Source organism: Petrotoga sp. 9PWA.NaAc.5.4, from assembly GCF_002895485.1.
Lineage (GTDB): Bacteria > Thermotogota > Thermotogae > Petrotogales > Petrotogaceae > AZRK01.
Map to the genome: position 1 here is coordinate 50,482 of NZ_AZRK01000044.1, position 18,315 is coordinate 68,796.

16 protein-coding genes and 1 tRNA gene are annotated in these 18,315 nt (G+C 28.8%); 8 read left to right on the forward strand and 9 right to left on the reverse strand.

Annotated features, from left to right (window positions below; all coding sequences use genetic code 11):
- Positions 1–3: 3 nt before the first annotated feature.
- From ftsZ to X924_RS09115, 9 genes are all read right to left on the reverse strand, one after another.
- Positions 4–1,125 carry a cell division protein FtsZ gene (ftsZ, locus tag X924_RS09075; RefSeq protein WP_121958591.1) on the reverse strand — a complete coding sequence of 374 codons (1,122 nt, stop codon included), beginning with the start codon at positions 1,123–1,125 and terminating at the stop codon, positions 4–6.
- Complete coding sequence (locus X924_RS09080; protein ID WP_158245363.1) at positions 1,115–2,425, reverse strand: cell division protein FtsA; 1,311 nt, start codon at positions 2,423–2,425, stop codon at positions 1,115–1,117. Before X924_RS09080 ends, ftsZ begins: the two co-directional genes overlap by 11 nt.
- 1 nt (position 2,426) lies before the next feature.
- The gene (locus tag X924_RS09085) at positions 2,427–2,912 is read right to left on the reverse strand and encodes a hypothetical protein (protein WP_121958593.1); all 486 of its coding nucleotides are present in this window, start codon (positions 2,910–2,912) and stop codon (positions 2,427–2,429) included.
- 2 nt (positions 2,913–2,914) lie between these two features.
- Positions 2,915–4,840, reverse strand: a complete 1,926-nt coding sequence (locus X924_RS09090) for a type IIA DNA topoisomerase subunit B (protein WP_121958594.1) — start codon at positions 4,838–4,840, stop codon at positions 2,915–2,917.
- A 19-nt stretch (positions 4,841–4,859) separates the two neighbouring features.
- Positions 4,860–5,150, reverse strand: coding sequence for a DciA family protein (locus tag X924_RS09095; protein ID WP_158245364.1), 291 nt, complete (start codon positions 5,148–5,150; stop codon positions 4,860–4,862).
- 32 nt (positions 5,151–5,182) lie between these two features.
- Positions 5,183–5,995, reverse strand: coding sequence for an aminotransferase class IV (locus tag X924_RS09100; protein ID WP_121958596.1), 813 nt, complete (start codon positions 5,993–5,995; stop codon positions 5,183–5,185).
- Entirely contained in the window at positions 5,985–7,289 is a 1,305-nt protein-coding gene (mtaB, locus tag X924_RS09105; RefSeq protein ID WP_158245365.1) for a tRNA (N(6)-L-threonylcarbamoyladenosine(37)-C(2))-methylthiotransferase MtaB, read from the reverse strand. The genes X924_RS09100 and mtaB overlap by 11 nt, the downstream gene beginning before the upstream one ends.
- A gap of 384 nt (positions 7,290–7,673) precedes the next feature.
- The gene (locus X924_RS09110) at positions 7,674–9,119 is read right to left on the reverse strand and encodes a radical SAM protein (protein WP_121958598.1); all 1,446 of its coding nucleotides are present in this window, start codon (positions 9,117–9,119) and stop codon (positions 7,674–7,676) included.
- Between the two features lies 1 nt (position 9,120).
- Positions 9,121–9,705 carry a TetR/AcrR family transcriptional regulator gene (locus X924_RS09115; RefSeq protein WP_121958599.1) on the reverse strand — a complete coding sequence of 195 codons (585 nt, stop codon included), beginning with the start codon at positions 9,703–9,705 and terminating at the stop codon, positions 9,121–9,123.
- Between the two features lie 418 nt (positions 9,706–10,123).
- On the opposite strand from X924_RS09115, the gene thiI reads away from it, so the two are divergent.
- From thiI to rsmD, 8 genes are all read left to right on the forward strand, one after another.
- Positions 10,124–11,365: a tRNA uracil 4-sulfurtransferase ThiI gene (gene thiI / locus X924_RS09120; RefSeq protein WP_121958600.1), complete on the forward strand. Its 1,242-nt coding sequence runs from the start codon at positions 10,124–10,126 to the stop codon at positions 11,363–11,365.
- Positions 11,362–12,117 (forward strand): 1-acyl-sn-glycerol-3-phosphate acyltransferase, encoded by a 756-nt coding sequence (locus X924_RS09125; protein WP_121958601.1) that lies wholly within the window; start codon positions 11,362–11,364, stop codon positions 12,115–12,117. The genes thiI and X924_RS09125 overlap by 4 nt, the downstream gene beginning before the upstream one ends.
- The gene (locus X924_RS09130; RefSeq protein ID WP_158245366.1) at positions 12,104–12,622 is read left to right on the forward strand and encodes a bifunctional nuclease family protein; all 519 of its coding nucleotides are present in this window, start codon (positions 12,104–12,106) and stop codon (positions 12,620–12,622) included. The genes X924_RS09125 and X924_RS09130 overlap by 14 nt, the downstream gene beginning before the upstream one ends.
- 22 nt (positions 12,623–12,644) lie before the next feature.
- Positions 12,645–13,514, forward strand: coding sequence for a polyprenyl synthetase family protein (locus tag X924_RS09135; protein ID WP_158245367.1), 870 nt, complete (start codon positions 12,645–12,647; stop codon positions 13,512–13,514).
- Positions 13,515–13,684: 170 nt separating this feature from the next.
- The gene (locus X924_RS09140; protein ID WP_146255694.1) at positions 13,685–15,940 is read left to right on the forward strand and encodes a triacylglycerol lipase; all 2,256 of its coding nucleotides are present in this window, start codon (positions 13,685–13,687) and stop codon (positions 15,938–15,940) included.
- Between the two features lie 44 nt (positions 15,941–15,984).
- Positions 15,985–17,130 carry a tetratricopeptide repeat protein gene (locus X924_RS09145; protein ID WP_121958605.1) on the forward strand — a complete coding sequence of 382 codons (1,146 nt, stop codon included), beginning with the start codon at positions 15,985–15,987 and terminating at the stop codon, positions 17,128–17,130.
- A gap of 114 nt (positions 17,131–17,244) precedes the next feature.
- Positions 17,245–17,320: transfer RNA gene (locus X924_RS09150), tRNA-Gly, on the forward strand.
- Between the two features lie 315 nt (positions 17,321–17,635).
- Positions 17,636–18,193 (forward strand): 16S rRNA (guanine(966)-N(2))-methyltransferase RsmD, encoded by a 558-nt coding sequence (gene rsmD / locus X924_RS09155; protein ID WP_121958606.1) that lies wholly within the window; start codon positions 17,636–17,638, stop codon positions 18,191–18,193.
- The last annotated feature ends 122 nt before the right edge of the window (positions 18,194–18,315 follow it).

Genomic DNA, 18,315 nt, shown 5'->3' on the forward strand with positions numbered 1-18,315 from the left:
TTTTTATTGAATTTCTTCTTCTGAAGTTTCTTGAATATGTTCTTGCAAATATTTGTTTAACCTAGATATTTCTTCAGAAACAACGCCTTTTCCAAACTGCCTATAAAGTGCGGGTTGTTCATAGAGGTCTAAATAATTTTCTTCTCCAGGTAATTTATCATATCCTGATGCTATAACAGTTACCTTTATCATTTCAGGAGGTAAATCAGCAATGGTTATACCCATTTTAAGTTTTGCATCGTCGATTGCATAGGACCGGAGTATCTCATTTATAATCTTGACATCTTGTGTAGTTGGGTTTTTACCAGCAATGTTCACAAGAGCAGCTGTAGCATTTCTTACAGGATCTTCTAAAATTTTACTGTTTAGAGCATTTTTAATGGCTTCTTCTGCTCTTTTTTCACCTTTAGCTATTCCTATACCCAACATAGCTGAACCCTTTATTCTTAATACAGATGCGACATCGGCGAAATCTAAGTTTACCATCCCAGGTTTAGTAATAAGATCTGAAATGCCAGTTATGGCCTGAAGCAATATCTCATCAGCTTTTTCAAAAGCTTTATCGATAGGTATATCTTCATCGTTGTCTATGAGTTTATCGTTAGAAATTTTTATTAAGCTGTCCACATATCTTTTAGTTTCCTGAAAACCTTTCAAAGCAATTCTTTCTTTGGTAGATCCTTCAAAATGAAAAGGCATGGTTACTATTGCTACTGTCAAAATCCCCATTTTAGTTGCTAAGTCAGATATGACAGGTAAAGCTCCTGTACCTGTTCCTCCTCCTAATCCTGCTGTCACGAATAAAAGATCAGTATCTTTCAAAATTTCTTTTATTTCTTCTTCACTTTCTAAAGCTGATCTTTTTCCAATTTCTGGATCTCCTCCTGCTCCAAGTCCTCTTGTAAGTTCTTTGCCTAATTGAATTTTTATTGGGGCATCATTATTTTCCAATACTTGAACGTCTGTATTAGCTGCTATCAATTCTACTCCATCTATCCCTTTTTTCACCATACGTTGGATAGCATTGTTCCCTGCTCCACCTAAACCGATGACTTTTATTTTATAAGTAGTTTTACGAGTGAACAGTTTTTTTTGTTTACCAATATCCTCAATTTCAAACGGCATCTTCATCGCCTCCGGTAATTTTCTTAATAAAGGTTTTAAATATTTTACCTCTCGGTTCGTCTTTCGACTTTTTCGGGGACTCTACATATTGTTGTTCTTTTATTTTCTCAGTAGAGCTTTCTTCTAGTAAATCAAGTCTATATTTATCAATTATACCAAATACAGGCAAATATTCCGGATCCTTTTTTAATTCGTCAGGTACATCTTGAAAAGAATCTGTAGAAACAAATGAACCTTTTCTAAAGTTTTCACCCATAAGTTCTTTAACTGTCTGTTCAATGTTTCTAATTTTTGAACCACCACCAGTTAAAACAATCCCACCTTGTAAAGCTCCAACTTCAAAAGTTTTTTCATAACCTATTTTAGATAGCTCACCATTTAATCTGCTGATAATTTCTCTGACACGTGCAAAAATAATCTTATTTAAAAGACTAAGCGGTACATAAGAATATCCTGTCCCTGTCAATAGTTGAAAATCTACTTTTTTTACTATCTTTGTATCTCTGAGACAAGCTCCTTCTTCTGATAACAATCTATGCGCTTCTTTTTCAGAAACTTTTAAAACATTACTTATATCTTTCAAAACATATTTAATGCCGTATGGGAAAGAATAAAACAGTTTTGGTATCCCGTCTTTGAAAATAATTAATCGACAGGAATTGTACCCTAAATCTATCACTGTTATTCCTATGCTTCTATCGTTTGCAGTAGTGACTAAATAACTGGTAGATAAAGTAGAGTCATAGACCGGTATTTGTGAAGTTGGAACAATATCTTTTAAAACATTTATTAACAAAGAGAACGCATTTCCATCCACCCAAACGATGTTTAAAGAAGTAGTCAGAGTTCTCTCAGCAAAAAAAGAAACAGGATTTTTCACTGTTTTATCGTCTATAATAAATTTAACAAAACTAACATCTAAAATTATTTTACCTTCTTCGATGTATTTTTTTGTAATGTTTCTTTTTATGTTATAAAGTTCTTTTTCTCTAATTTCTGTTTTTTGGCTGAATTCAACGGTAAAGTTTTCTTGCGTTATACTCAATGAGTTTGTCGAATATCCAACAACTATTTCAGGATTCTTGAATTTCTTTTGTAGATCTTCTTTTAATTTATCGATTATATAAAAAATAGTTCTTCGTAATGATTCTACATCTTGAATTTCTCCATTTATTATTCCTTCAACAGGTAATTTTGCAAAAGAAATTGGCCTTATCTTTTCATCTTCTCCGACTTCGAATAACACACCTTTTATAAAAAAGCTGCCTATATCTAAACCTATTAAATAACTTTTCGTCATATCATAGCCCCCGATCATCTATATAAAATAGCTTTTGTCCGATTAAAACATAGTTGCCACTATTCAAATAGTTCAAGTTATTTTTTTCTAAATATGCTTCAATATCCTTAAATTCGAAATATTTAATTGAAACATTATTAAAACAAGTTATTTCTTGATTTTTAAAATCTACTTTTATAATGTTTGGTAACCAATAAATCTTTTTTATTAAATTTAATTCTTCGTTTCTTTTTTTAATGTCTTCACTATAAATAACTTCGATAAATTTAGGATTGGGAAGATCATTTATTAAAACGATTTTATCATATATGTCAAAATAAAAAAAACGATTATTATATTTTATATAATATATAATTCCTTCATTCTTTATTTGAGACGATAAGTTTTCAATGTCTGTTTGTAAACGATAAGGGAAAAATATTTTATATAAACATACCAAAGTTACAAAAAAATATAGTAATGTAATGAAACGTCTTTTCAAACTCATCTTTAAACATCTAACTCTTTCACCTTATTAGCGTTTGTTTCGATGAACTCTCTACGTATATTAGGATCATCTCCCATAAGTATTTCTATTATCTCTTGAGCCATTTCTAAATCCTCTAATTTTATTTTTATTAATTTTCTTGAATTTCTATCCATCGTAGTTTCTCTAAGTTGTTCCGGATTCATTTCACCCAATCCTTTATATCTTTGAAGCCTCCATTTTTTATTTGGATAGTTTTTTTTGATCGTCTCCAGTTCTTCATCGGAGTAGAGATAAAAATGATTATTATCAACTTCGAACCTATACAAAGGCGGTTGGGCTATATAAACATGCCCTTCCTCTATAAGAGGCCTCATATATCTGTAAAACAAAGTTAAAATCAAGGTTCTTATGTGGGCTCCATCCACATCGGCATCGGTCATAATTATAATTTTACCATATCTTAATTTTGAAATGTTGAACTCTTCTCCTATACCTGTACCTAAGGCAGTAAAGATATTTGTTATTTGTTCGTTCTTTAGAAGTTTTATTAAATCTGTTTTTTCTGCATTTAATATTTTACCCCTTAAAGGCAATATGGCTTGGTAATACCTATCTCTGGCTTGCTTGGCATTTCCTCCTGCCGAGTCTCCTTCAACAATGAAAAGCTCAGATTCTTCCATATTTTTGGATGTACAATCAGCTAATTTACCAGGCAATGTAGAACTTTCAAATATTGATTTTCTTTTTACATTTTCTCTGGCTTTTTTAGCAGCCATTCTTTTTTTAAATGCAAAACTCATTCTTTCTAAAATTTTTTTCGTTTCTTTAACGTTGGAATCAAAATAAAGAGATAATTTTTCTGAAGTAATCTGATTGGTAGCTTCTCTTGCTGCTTTGGAACCCAATCTCCCTTTTGTTTGACCCTCAAAAATTGGATTAGCCATTTTTACATGTATAATTGCTATTAAACCTTCTCTAACATCTTCTCCACTAAAATTTTCATCTTTTTCTTTTAAAATTCCATATTTTCTGGCATATTCATTAGCTAATCGAGTTAGAGCTTGTTTAAATCCTGATTCATGTTCTCCTCCATCTATAGTTCTTATATTATTTACAAAAGATATAATTTCACTTTCTTCTGATTGTGTATAGGTTAAAACAATTTCTACTTGTATATCAGGATCTTTTTCATTGTATCTATAGGAACCATAAAGATAAATTGTTTCTGAAATAGATTCTTTTTTTCGCTTTTTAAGTAAGAAATCAAGAAATTCTTTCATTCCACCTTTATATTGGAATGTTTCTTTGTAATTTCTTTTTTTATCTTCAAAATAAATTGTTAGTGAAGGATTCAAAAAAGCTATTTCTTTTAATCTGTTTTCTATCAATCTTGATTCTACAACAATATCTCCATCATCAAAAATTTCCTTATCGGGTAAAAATTTAACAAAAGTACCTGTTTTGTCTGTTTCACCTATAACTATAACATCTGTTTCAGGAATCCCTCGAGAATATTTTTGATAATATATTTTGCCTTCTCTGTATACTTTTACTTCCATATATTCAGATAAAGCGTTAACTACCGATGCACCTACTCCATGAAGACCTCCACTTACTTTATAAGCTTTTTTGTCGAATTTTCCGCCGGCGTGTAAAGAGGTCATCACCAATTCTAACGTATTTTTTTTCTCAATTGGATGTATATCTACAGGTATTCCTCTTCCATTGTCTTCAACTTCTATTGAATTATCTTCGTTTATTATAACGCTAATTTCACTACAAAAACCATTTATATGTTCATCTATAGAATTATCGATTATTTCATATACCATATGATTAAGCCCAGACTTTCCTGTTGAACCTATGTACATCCCTGGTCTTAATCGAACAGCTTCTAACCCTTTTAAAACTTTTATTTGTTCCCCAGAATATTCTTTCTCAACCATTAATGCACCTCCAAAAATTTCACGAAACTACGCTGATACTTTTTACAACATTTGGTTCAAATAAAATATCGATTTTTTTCAAAATTTCTTTTTCCCTAAATACTATTTCTTGCATAACAAAATTATTATTACATGAAATTATTAATTTTTTTTCTTTTATAAGATAATTTTTTATTTTAATATCTTTTATTAAATGCTCGGGAATATATTGATGCATTTCTAAACGCAATTTTGAAAGAATGTATATTTTTTTAAAAATAGGATTCTTAATCGATAATTTTTTTAAAATATCTTCAAATTTTTCCTCCAATTTTATTTTCTCCCGCGCAATTTATCATTATATTAATCTATATTTTTTGCAATAAAATCTTTCCAATTTTCTAAAATTGCTTCTGTTACTACCCCGGGTACAGTAAAAGTAAAGTCTGGAAAGATCCTTCTTACGGGAACTACACCCCTTGAAGTATGTGAAAGAAAAACCTCATCAGCAGACAACAACTCCCATACTTCAACATTTGTTTTTTCTTCCACTTCCATAGAAAGTTCTTCAGCCAACTCTATTACATTTCTTCTGGTTATTCCTGGTAAAATACCACTTGACAGATGTGGAGTAATTAATACTCCGCCGCTTACATAAAAAATATTTGAAAACGTACATTCAGTAACATATCCAAATTCGTTCAATACGATAGAATCATAATAATAATCATATTTCTTGTGGATATATTTAACAGATCCATTCAATGGTGTTTTTACATAATAAGGAATAATTGGTGAAGAAGGCTTCCTTTCTCGAGATATATTGACAATTACCCCTTCTTCTATCAAGTCGTCGTCTTCTTTTAACTCTTCGATAAAGCAATAAAAAGTTTTGTATTTTGAGGTGAAAGGGGTGACAAATATTCTATACCTATATTCCTCATAATTATGAATTTTATTTGCTTGTTCTAAAACGGTTTTTATTTTTTCTAAAGAAGGTATTTCTAATCCCATAAAATCAGCAGACTTCTTTAACCTTTCATAATGTTTATTTAAACTATAAGGTATTTTTGAATAAGTTCTGATTACTTCATAAATAGAATAACCATTAACAAAACCTTCATCATCTGCACTAACTAAAGGGAATTCTACCCATTCTTTTCCATTAAAAAACATTTGATGCCACCCCTTTCCTTCTGTCAGATATTGAAAAAATTTTACTTCTTACGAATTCTCCTTTTTTTAAATTATCCGAAGTATTTGTTATTTCATGAAAAATATAGTACTCATCATAACCGTAAAAATTATTTTTATAAAAAGATTCTATTAACACGTTAACTTCGAAATTAATTAACTGACTTAAATAATCATACTTAGATTTTTCAGAAACACTGAGCAATTGATTTAATCGCTCTTTTTTTTCGTTTTCTGGGATCTGATTTTCCATTTTTGCTGCTATTGTACCTTCTCGAGGAGAAAATCTAAATCCATGAACTTTTAACAACTTAAGATTCTTAACAGAATCTAACATTATTTGAAAATCTTCTGCTTCTTCTCCTGGAAATCCTACTATCAAATCACAAGTTATTGAAAATTTAGGATCATACTTTCTCAAACGGTTTATAGCTGTAGAAACATCCTCGTTACTATATTTTCTTCCCATTGCTTTTAATATTTTGTCTGAGAAATGTTGAATAGACAAATGGACATGCTTTTCGAATATTGAATAGTTATTCAAAATAAAACTCAAATTGTTCGATACATTTTCTGGATACAAAGATGTTAATCTTATTCTTATATTTTTATTATCAAAGATTTTTCCTATATTATTCAATAAATCTTCGAGACTTTCTCCTCTTTCAAAACCATAATAACCTAAATTTATGCCGGTCAGAACTACTTCTTTATAGCCGCGTTTTATCGCTTCTCTAATTTGGGTGATAACCTCTTCTTGTGACAAGCTTGAAATTTTTATACCCCTTAAAAACCTAATCTTACAAAAAGTACAGCCATTAACACATCCCTCTTCGATAGGCAGAAAGAATCTCGTATAATTACTGTAAGCGCTTTGTGGTTTCATTATTACCATTTTCTCTTTATCGAGCCAAAAATTTTTGTCTACATAAACTCCATTTTTTTCGATAAAATTTTCAATGTTTTTCTTTTCGAAGTTACCTAAAACCAAATCTACTCCGAGATTTTCTAATTCATTTGGATTGGCATTTGAAAAACACCCTATGGTTACTATCTTAGAGTCTTTATTTAAATTTTTTAATCTTCTTATAGTTTGTCTTACTTTTCTTTCAGCTTCTTTAGTTACAGCACAAGTATTTAATATATAAATATCACTTTCGCCATTTTTTTCTTCAAAGTTAATTTCAAAATTTCTTGACAATCTTTCAGCTATTGCTTGAGTTTCCGCTTGATTCAGCTTACATCCAAAAGTTAAAAGCGATACTTTTTGCCTCACAATTTCCTCCTGATTTTTAGATATTTACTCACTTTGGAAACTCTAAAACTTGATTTTTATCCTGTTTTAGCGTTTAATTTTTTTCAAAAATACTCCATAACTCTAATTCTTGCTAACTATGAATTTCTTCAACTTCTTCGCTACATCCAACGAAAGAAAGGAGCTCTGTCCCGAAATCATCATAAATTCAAAGCATTCCCATTCGAAAACCTGGCTTCTAAAGTTCTTGTATATATCTACTTTTAAAAATTACATAACTGTTCAATTTACTTTAATATTATATCATATTAAAACTAAGTATTATTATCAAATAAATTAAAATAACGGGCAATATCACCCGTTATTTTAATTTATTTTCAATTTTATTAAAACGTTTTTTATCAATCAAGCTTTTTTATCTAAAGCTAACTTTTCTTCATTTTCTGCATATCTTCTCATTCTCACTTCATAGTTGTAAACGCCTCTTTTTGAAGGATACTTCTCAGCGTAACCTTCTTCGTACCAAAGTTTATCCGCATATTTTTTCCATTCTTCAGCTAATTGATCTAATTCGGGAGCTAATTCATTAACGGTTCTTTCACTTCCAGGATGTTGAGGAATAGCGTTAAACTTTTTAACCATGGCTCTAAATACTTTAGGATTATCAATTATTGGACAGGGTCTAAATAGATTGTCAGAATAAGGAATTGTTCTTTTATATGCTTCAAAGAAAGGAGATTTTAAAATATCTATCAATCTTTTTTCTCTGATGTTGTCTACTGCAAATTGCTGGAAAACACATGGTTCAACATAACCTTTAGCATTTATATGAAGGTATTTTGCACCAGAAGCCAAGCATCCGTTTGTTAAAAAGCCGTGATTCCAAAAATCAGCTACAAATGCGAATTTACCTCCAAGCCTCAACTCTTCTGTTTTATAGAATCTCTCATATCTTTGTTCTGGAGTAGGTACTAAATCCATAGACGCATCTGCTCCTACAGGCATAAATTGGAAGACCCATGCATAACTTACGTTATTTTCCTTTAAATAATTCCAAAACTCATCGCTCATAATCAAATCATGATTTTTGCGTGTTGCTGTAACGGAAGCTCCATATATAACGCCATTTTCGCTTAAGAGTTTCCAAGCATTTTTTATTTGATCAAATACTCCTTTTCCTCTTCTCCAATCAGTCATTTCTTCGAATCCTTCTATAGATATAGCTAAGGTAGCATTTCCTAATTCAGCTAATCTTTTGGCATTTTCTTCGTTGATAAGAGTACCGTTTGTGTATATCATAAAAAATGAATCGTTAAATTTTTCTAAAACATCAAAAAGGTATGGATATACGAACGGTTCTCCACCTGTTATTATGAAAAAATAAATTCCCAAATCATTGAATTGCTGTATAACGTCAAAAATTTCTTCTTTTGAAAGCATGTATTTGTGTCCATATAAAGCAGCATAACATCCTACGCATCGTAAATTACATGCATATGTAGGAGAAATAACCCCTAATTTTGGCAAAACTGTTTGATATTCGTGCATTTTTTCTTGCCTTACTTTTTCCCCAATTGCAAATTCATTAATTATTAGATTATTTATTATCTTTTCAACGACTTTAGGATTTGATTTTTGGAATAATTCAGACCAATTCACAAGCATTGGATCGTGGTTTTCAGCACCTTCTGCGAGTTTTTTTAAGCCACTTTTTGCTGGTTCCTTAGATAATTTAGACAATGTCCACAACAACTTTGCCAATTGATCGATATCTGCATGCCTAACTACATTTGTCACCAATTTTGCACTTTGTCTTAACATCATGTTTTTCATTGAATCTATTACAGCCATTTTATACACCTCCATTTTCTTTTGCTAAACATATAATTATCTTTTTAAATGTTTCCCTGATTTCATCATCTGGAAACTCTACACCCACTGCCCTATAAATAACTAACCCATCAAACATTGCTTGTAACATCAAAGCTTTAGTCTTTGACTTAAATATTCTCTCAAAGTTACTTAATATCTTTCCATAATAATCTTTAAAAGTTTGTGTCAATATCTTCATCATATTGTTATCGTGAGTAGAATTTATTAAAATTTCAAATAACCTCATTAATTCATTAGCAGGGAAGTTCGATAAAACCTCTGAATAAAGGTCTGAATATATTTCAGCACTTTTTTCAACACAATTGTTTGGTGTTTCAGACTCTTTTTCTTCAAAAAACATTTGTATTTTTTCCAATAAGGCACTGAAAGCTGCGACAATTAATGCGTTTTTATTCTTATAATAGTTATAAAGAGATCCTTTTGATAAGTCACATGAAAAAGCTACATCTTCCATTGTAAAATTCGAAAGTCCTTTTTCATTTATAAGTTCAAGAGTTTTCTCCGCTATATATTTTTTCTTTTTATTTTTATCTAATGTTTTCATTTATTTTTATAATTCCTCCTTAACTTGACTGACCGTTCAGTCATTTTAATTATAAACTATTTTTTGTAATTTTTCAAATATGATAAATTTTGTCAAATTTTAGTCTGTTCAATTTATATTTATTCTTATATCTAATATTAATAAACTTTCTAAAGGACAAAGAAATTAAGATATATAAGTCGTATTTTTGAATTCGATAAATAACGTTTTATTTACTTTTTCGCAAATATAAAATTTATATCTTAACATTTTTGTCTTTGGTTCACTTATCTTCAAAAAAACTTTGCTATTATGATATAATTTTATAAGTAAAATTGTATGTATATCTACTTTAGAAATTAAGGTCATCAAAAAAACATTTTTATAAATTCATGTCAGGTCAGGGCGATTATACATATTTATTGAGGTGAAACAGTATATGCATTTTAATAAAGATAAATATATTATAGTAAGAGTTGATGAAATAGGCTTGAAAATTAAAAACAAATTTATTTTTATGAATCAATTAAAAAGTAACATTAAAAAAGTTTTTAAGAACGATTTTTTGTATCATGTTGTGAATAATCGGATTTATTTAGAACCATTAAATAATGAAAGTTTAGATGTACTTAATTTAAAAAAGTTGGAAAAAATTTTTGGTATCCATTCATATTCTTTTGCTGAAAAGGTCGAAGAAGACTTTGAGAAAGTAAAAATAAAGGCTTATGAAACATTAGAAAAAAGTTTATTAGATAAAAAGATTGATACCTTTAAAGTTTCGGTGAATAGGGCAGATAAAACTTTTCCTTTAAAAAGTCCGGAGATAGCTGCAAAAATAGGAGCTTACATTTTAGAAAAAAGACCAGAATTAAAAGTAAATTTGAAAAATCCTGATATCACTGTAGAAATAGATATAAGAAATGACGGAATCTTTGTGTTTTCAAACCGCTACAAAGGACCTGAAGGGCTTCCAGTAGGTGTTTCTTCAAACGGAACAGTTCTTTTGTCAGGAGGAATTGACAGTCCGGTAGCATCGATTTTAATGCTTAGAAGAGGAATGAACATAAATGCGGTTAATTTTTATAGTCCACCTTTTACTGGGATGAAATCTTTAAATAAAATCTTAAAATTATCTTCCAAAATTTCTGAATATATTCCATTTCCTTTTAATGTTTACATAGTTCCATTGACAAAAATACAGCTTCTTTTTAAAGATTTGAAAGAAAACAAATTTTCTGTTATTCTTCAAAGAAGGTCTATGATGAGAATTGCAAATAAGATCTCTGAAATTACTGGTACAAATGTTTTAATTACCGGAGAGAGTTTGGGGCAAGTTGCTTCTCAGACACTTGAAAATTTATTAACTATTTCTGCTGCTTCAAAAAAAGAGATTTTAAGGCCTTTGATTGGTTTTACAAAAAATGAGACAATAAATCTGTCAAAAAAATATGGGCTATATGAAATTTCTATTATTCCTTACGAAGATTCATGTAGCATTTTTGTTCCTGAAAAACCAGCAACTAAGTCAAAAAAAGAAAAAATATCAGAATTAGAAGCTTCAATTGCAGAACTTTTGAACTTAGAAGAAGAAGCGCTAACCACATCTAAGAAGTTTGAAATTTTTGATGGAAAAATAGAAGAAATAAATTCATTTAAATATATAAAGAGGGGATCTTTATGAAAACTTTTCTAAAAGTAATTCAGAGTATTTTATTTAGCATTTGGCTTTTCATAGGATTTGTGGGTGTGGTTCTTGTATACGGTAGTTATGTTTTAATAAAGGCTAAAATTATAGAAAAGCGCAAAGATAAAAAATCAGCAGATGATTATATTAGAAATGTAGTTTCATGGTTTGGAAGAGTTACTTTTAAATTTTTATTTAGCAAAGTTAAAGTTATAGGGAAAGAAAATATTCCCAAAGAAGGGCCATATGTAATAGTTTCAAATCATCAAAGTATTTTTGATATTCCATTAATCTTAGGATACGTATATCCCAGTGGTTTCATTGCTAAAGAGGAACTTTCTAAAATTCCTATTTTAGGGAAGTTCATAGAGAGTTTAGGTTCTATTTTAATTGATAGAAAGAATCCAAAAAGCGGAGCTATTGCGTTAAAAAGATTTGCTCAAGCTATCCAGCAAGAAAGTATATTAACCGTTTTTCCGGAAGGTACACGAAGTTTAGATGGAAAAGTCAATGAATTTAAAAAAGGTTCTTTGCTTATACCTTTTAGATATAATGTAAAAATTTTACCAGTTAGTATAAGTGGAACCATAAATATGAATAAAAAGGGGAGTTTTTTAATAAAGCCTTCAAATGTTGAACTAAAAATACACCAGCCGATAGAACCAAAGAGTTTTGAAAATGAAGAATCATTAAGGAATTATGTTAGAGATATTATCTCTAAGGAGGTGGAAAATAATGAGAAAAATTAGTAATATTACCATGGGAATAGATAAACTATCAAATTCTCCCATTGTCTTTTTAAAAGTAGAAAACACAAATTTAGTAGTACCAATTTGGATAGGGCCTTGTGAAGCGGGTGTTTTGGCTTTAATACTAAGAAACGAAGAATTTGAAAGACCACTTACGCATGATCTTATACAAAGTGTTATAGAGAATTTGGGAGCAATTCCAATAAAAGTTCTGATAGATGAATTTAAAAATGACATTTACTTTGCGAAATTAATTTTAGAAGATAAAGATTCAAATCAAATTTCTATAGATGCAAGACCTTCTGATTGCATTATATTATCTTTAAAAAAGAACATTCCTATTTTTATAGACGAAAAAATTGCGGTAGAACATTCTATTGATTCATCTTTTTTTGAAGAAAACGAGGAAAATAGTATAAAAAAAGATATTGATAATTTCAATATAGATGAGTTGAGAAGAAAGTTTGAAAAAAAAGACGATGAAACCGACGAAGATAATAACTAACACACACCAAAGAGGTGCCTTTATGGATTTGTTAGAGTTAGGAGAGTTTAAGCGCGTTTTTGATAAATATTTAGAAAATTTTTTTGATCAAGCTACATTAGAATCCAATATCAAAGAAGTTTTAGGATACGCTGTAATAAACGGTGGAAAAAGATTACGACCATGGTTAATTTATGTGTTGGGCCAACTATTAGGTAATAATGATCATGAAACCCTTATAAATTTAGGAATGGCGGTAGAAATACTTCATACAGCTTCTCTAATTCATGATGATTTACCAGCTTTAGATAATGCTACTTTAAGAAGAGGTTCACTAACAAGTCATTTAAAATTTGGTGAATTTAAAGCCGTTGTTAGTGGAGATTATGGGTTTGTATTACCGTTGAAAATTATAAATAATTTAAAATATATAGATGTAAATAATAAAACTTTATTATCAGAATATTTTATAGAAGATACCTTAAAATTATTTGAAGGAGAAATGCTTGATTTAGTTTTTGAAAAAGAAGAGTTGCACGTTAATGAAAAAGATATTATAGATATGTATTCAAAAAAAACCGGAGCTTTATTTGGGCTGTGTTTTTCTATACCTTTTATTCTTAAAAAAAATACCTTTAATATTGAAGAGATACATAACACAGGAATATATTTTGGTATAGCTTTTCAAATATATGATGATTTAAAAGATTTATCAAAAAATTCTGAAGAATTAGGAAAAGACGTTCAAAAAGATAATTACAAAAAAACCTTGCTTAATATATATTCTCTTCAAGAAACTAAAAAAATGGCCGATAATTATTATGAAAGTACTCTAAACTATTTTAGAAAGATTAATTTAAATAAGATGGTAGAGCTTTTATTAAACATCAGAAATCTTATAGAAAGTAGGTAATTGAGCTGAAAATTAATTTCAAACCTAAAAATATTTTAAATTATCTTAAGTTTGCAAAAAAAAGATATAAAATCTTATTATTAGTTACTTTGATAGCAATAATAGGAATAATTACATTTTTTATTGTAAGGAATATTTTATTTTCTCCTTCAAGCTCAACCTCGCTCCAAATGGTTGAAATTTATATACCTGAAGGCGCTTATACTTCACAAAAAGTTTTTTCCGTTAGTCCTATAGCTGAAAATTCTGTTGAGTATCAAAATTTGAAGTCTTTTAGGAATTTTTATGGAGAAATTTACCAAATAAATTTTTCTGATGCTTCAAAAGAGTCTTCTATACTGCCCGTAACAATTAGGTACAAAATTCCTAAACAAATATACACTGGGGATAACTTTGTTAATTTCTCATTAGTATACACTATTGAAAACGAATATCCTATTATATCTGATTTTTCTGGTTCAAAAATAGTTAGCATAAATGATCAATATTACATAGAAGCCGAAACGTTTCAATTGACTAAAATTAAAAATATTGGTTTAGTAGTATATCCTCCAAATGAAGCGGTATATGGATTAAGAATTATGAAAGACGCACCTCCTTCCATAGAACCGGATATTATATTGGTGCCAGGAAGTGATTTGAACTTTCTTGGAAGGTTACCAAATCTTTCTCGTGATGTTTATCCTCAATCTTTTTGGAGCTCTTTATTTCCAAATCGTACTATATGGAATTATTTATATCCTTTAACATCCACCAAAAGCAAAAATTACACAGATTCTTATAACAGTTTTGTATCCAGAACAGGTATAAACAGTTATATAGAATTTGAGGCGCGAAGATTTGCTCAAGAGTTAAAAAGATTTCCAAATAAATCTTTTGATATTATTGCTCATGGTATTGGTGGCTTAATTGTAAGATATGCTATAGAATCAGATCTTGACATAAAAAATGTGAAAAATGTTGTTTTTATTTCTACACCTCATAAAGGAACAAATTTGGCAAATCCTTTGTTGTTAAACATTTTATATGGAAAAGACCCTACTATTTTAACTGATTATTTAAATGTAGAGTTAAATATCATACCCAAAATTACTGCAAATGTGAGTTTTTATTTAGAACAGATTAATTCTTATTACAAAGAAATTATACCCGGTTCAACGTTTCTAACTAAGTTAAATTCTTTAGAAAAAAGAAAAGACATAAATTATCTAACGATTGCGGGAACAAATTCTAATATAGATGCAAATATCTCAAAAAGTATTATTTCCAAAATTTATCCAGAATTTATAAATGGACAAGGTGATGGGATAGTTCATGTTGATAGTGCGATTTTAGATAGTGCGGATGAAAAATATTATTTTTTTAAAGGATTTTATGATTTATATACAGACCAAGCTGTATTAAACAAAATCGATGAATTTTTAAAAAAGTCTATAAATTATATTTCTATAGAGCCTTTTCAAGATGACAATTTTTTAGAATACATTAATGAAACGACCTACCGACAAAACAATCAAGAAAGTGGAATAAGTGAAGTAAAAGAATTAAAAATGGGGAATATAATTAAACCTACCGAGTACTACGCAGAAAAAGAAATATTGACAAGTCCTATAAAAATAGGAGAAATTAGGGAAAACAGGTTAAAAATCATATCTGTAAATGGAAGTGTTTTTTTTGAAAGTCCTGAAGGAATTTACGATAACAGGCTAAACAAAATTTTTAATAAACCAGTATTAGGTGGAATCATTTTCCAAGAGAGATATTATTTGTGTTCAACTGATGGCGTTTATACGATAAATAGCAAAGGAGAAATTGATAAGATACGCGATAATGTTTATGTGGGAGATGAAGTTTATTATATTCCCAACTTGGGATTTTTAAGTATAAAATATATACAAGGTTATTCTCAAATTTATTTAAATGATGTACTTATTCAAGAAGATAGTACTTTCATAAGTTTAAAAATTTTAGAAGATGGTCAGATTTATTTGCTTTTCAACGATAAAATTATGGAATTAAAAGAGAATAAATTGCAAAAATTGATTGATTCTGATGTTATAAAAAAAGTATCTGGAGAAAACATAATGGATTTCGTTGATTTTACCAAATATGGGGAAATATTTTTTATACTCACCCATGATTATAAAATGATTGCATGGGATAGAAGTAAAAATGAAATTCAGGTTATTAGTGACGAAAACTTTGGAAGATTAAAACTGCAATTATTTGAAGATAACTTATACATTTTTGGTAAAAATCATATTACTTATTTACAATTAAAAGATATGATAATGCCAAGAGTTTACCAAAGAATAGAAAAAGATGTTTTTGATATTTTAGTAACTCAAAACAAAGAAATATGGATAGTTTCTCAGTATATTAATCAAGAAGCTTTTGAAGTATTTAGATATTCTTTTTATGAATAAAATATTTAATATTAATTATAAGTTTATTCATGAGGCGGTTGTTTATGAAAAAAATCTTTATTTTTTTTCTATTCACATTTTTGATAGTTATTATTAATGCCGATAATTATACTCTGGGCTATGAGTACTATTTGAATGGTTTAAAGTATTATAGAAGTGGTGACTATGAATTAGCTCAAACTTTCTTAGAAAAGGCTTTGGAAGTTTCTCCAAGCTTAGAGAATGAAATCCCGGAAATCAAAATGTATTTGGGGCTTTCTGCTTTTCAAAATAGAGACTACGCAACCGCAGAAATTTATCTTCGACTATTTGAAGGAAATGCTGTGGTTGACCAAACTCTTTCTGTTTTGGAAGAATTGAAAAAGAATAATGAAGGGGAAAATTATCGCTTAAGCAATACTATATCAACAATAACGGAAAGTTCTTCAAAAACAACTGAAGAAAAACTAAGTGAGTTTTTTCATCCTCCATTTTTTATTATAATGTTGATTATTTTTTCTGTATCTTTTGTTTCAGCTCTTTTAACTTTTATTTGGATTCAAAAGTATGGTTTTTCATCAAAAAAGAAAACTCAGTATAATCAAATTTCTTTTCAAAGTATATCTGATATAAAAAATGAAAAAGATGAAGAAATTAACTATAAAACTATAGATGAATTCGATGAAACATCTATCAAATCTATATGGAGGCAAGCAAAGGCCTTAAAAAATCTTTTGAACATTTCACAAGAGTACACTGAAACTGAAGGAAATTTAGATGTAGCTACTCCAAAAACTAAAGAATTAGATGAGATAGAACTTCTTCAAAAAACATTAAATGAAGAAATAAACGAGATATTAAAATCAGCTGATTTAAACCAAATTGAAGAAATTTTAGACGAACTTCAAGATAGTGATGGTAAAATAAATGAAAATATTTCAAATGTTTCTATCCATGAAAATTTAAATGAATATCAAAATGAATATGTCTACCTAAAAGATGTTATTAAACCTAATGATAACACTAAATTAAAGTATTCATCAATTTTAGAAAAAGAAGAAAAAAAAATAAATTTAAACTTAGATAAATCTCAAAATGTTAAAGATTTAGTTGTAGAACTAAGCAAAAAAAATGTTAAACCTCAAAAATCTGATATAGAAAGATTTTTTAATAGCTTATTTTATGAGACAAATGAAGAAAACATTAAATAGTACAAGGTTCTTTTAAAGGTAAAGTTTAGTTGTTTTTTAAAATTCATATTTTTAAATTATTGATTTTTATGTGTTTTATTGATATAATATGATATATAAAAATACATATTAAGTGCGGATGTAGCTCAATTGGCAGAGCACCAGCTTCCCAAGCTGGGGGTTGCGGGTTCGAATCCCGTCATCCGCTCCAATGTATAGTAAAGATTTTAAAAATAATAATTTTTTAAGAAGCAAGTTTTGAATTTTAAACGGGTTTAGGGTGGAGTCCTCTTCCTTCTTCTTCAGTAAAAATACTGAAGAAGTTAAAGAAATAGTTAATTGGTCAAAACCATAATAGCGAAGGTATTCTAAAAAATACTAAGATCAAAATATTTATAAAATCTGAGTGCCATAATTTCTAAATTGAGTATAATAAAAGGAGCCAAAGCTCCTTTTATTATTTTATAGAAAATAATATTTTGAGTTTATAAGATTCGTATATTTTAAAATATAGAAGGTGGGTAAAATGATTTTAAAAATCGAAACAGGAAAATTTAAAAATAAGATAATTCACACTGTAAGTGATTACAGAACTAGATATACAACAGCCTCTTTAAGGCAAGCTATTATGAGTATGTTCGATTTTTCAAATGTTGATATTTTAGAACTTTTCGCAGGAAGCGGTATATTTAGCTTTGAAGCTTTAAGTAACGGAGCAAAAAGTGCGACACTTGTAGATATTTCATCTAAAGCTATCAACACTATCTTGGAAAATGCAAAGGAATTAAACATTTTAGAGAGTATAAAAGTTATTAAGTCAGATTTTAGAAGAGTTATAAATAAATTAAAAGATTATTCTTATGATTGTATATATGCGGATCCACCGTTCAATTTAGGATACGTGGATGATCTAATAAAAATAATTGACAATAGTTGTGATATATTGAAAAACGATGGAATTATGTTCATTGAAAAACATAAAAAAGAAAAGAATAATTTTTCTTTAAAAAATATGTTTTTAGAGGAAGTAAGAGAATATGGAGATGTGGAATTAATTATTTTGAAAAAAAAGGTCCTTTTTTAAAAAAGGACCTTAATTTGGAAATGAATTCTTCCGGGGACAGAACACTCCAGGAGGGAGGGTAACCTACAAAAGTGTCCTGTAGAAGTATTATACACCATGAAATTTTTTTCTCAAAACTTGTT

Bases quoted from the DNA above. Each gene is read 5' to 3' on its own strand.
- ftsZ (WP_121958591.1), bottom strand. From the start codon at position 1,125: ATGCCGTTTGAAATTGAGGATATTGGTAAACAAAAAAAACTGTTCACT.
- X924_RS09080 (WP_158245363.1), bottom strand. From the start codon at position 2,425: ATGACGAAAAGTTATTTAATAGGTTTAGATATAGGCAGCTTTTTTATA.
- X924_RS09085 (WP_121958593.1), bottom strand. From the start codon at position 2,912: ATGAGTTTGAAAAGACGTTTCATTACATTACTATATTTTTTTGTAACT.
- X924_RS09090 (WP_121958594.1), bottom strand. From the start codon at position 4,840: ATGGTTGAGAAAGAATATTCTGGGGAACAAATAAAAGTTTTAAAAGGG.
- X924_RS09100 (WP_121958596.1), bottom strand. From the start codon at position 5,995: ATGTTTTTTAATGGAAAAGAATGGGTAGAATTCCCTTTAGTTAGTGCA.
- X924_RS09110 (WP_121958598.1), bottom strand. From the start codon at position 9,119: ATGGCTGTAATAGATTCAATGAAAAACATGATGTTAAGACAAAGTGCA.
- X924_RS09115 (WP_121958599.1), bottom strand. From the start codon at position 9,705: ATGAAAACATTAGATAAAAATAAAAAGAAAAAATATATAGCGGAGAAA.
- thiI (WP_121958600.1), top strand. From the start codon at position 10,124: ATGCATTTTAATAAAGATAAATATATTATAGTAAGAGTTGATGAAATA.
- X924_RS09125 (WP_121958601.1), top strand. From the start codon at position 11,362: ATGAAAACTTTTCTAAAAGTAATTCAGAGTATTTTATTTAGCATTTGG.
- X924_RS09130 (WP_158245366.1), top strand. From the start codon at position 12,104: ATGAGAAAAATTAGTAATATTACCATGGGAATAGATAAACTATCAAAT.
- X924_RS09135 (WP_158245367.1), top strand. From the start codon at position 12,645: ATGGATTTGTTAGAGTTAGGAGAGTTTAAGCGCGTTTTTGATAAATAT.
- X924_RS09140 (WP_146255694.1), top strand. From the start codon at position 13,685: ATGGTTGAAATTTATATACCTGAAGGCGCTTATACTTCACAAAAAGTT.
- X924_RS09145 (WP_121958605.1), top strand. From the start codon at position 15,985: ATGAAAAAAATCTTTATTTTTTTTCTATTCACATTTTTGATAGTTATT.
- rsmD (WP_121958606.1), top strand. From the start codon at position 17,636: ATGATTTTAAAAATCGAAACAGGAAAATTTAAAAATAAGATAATTCAC.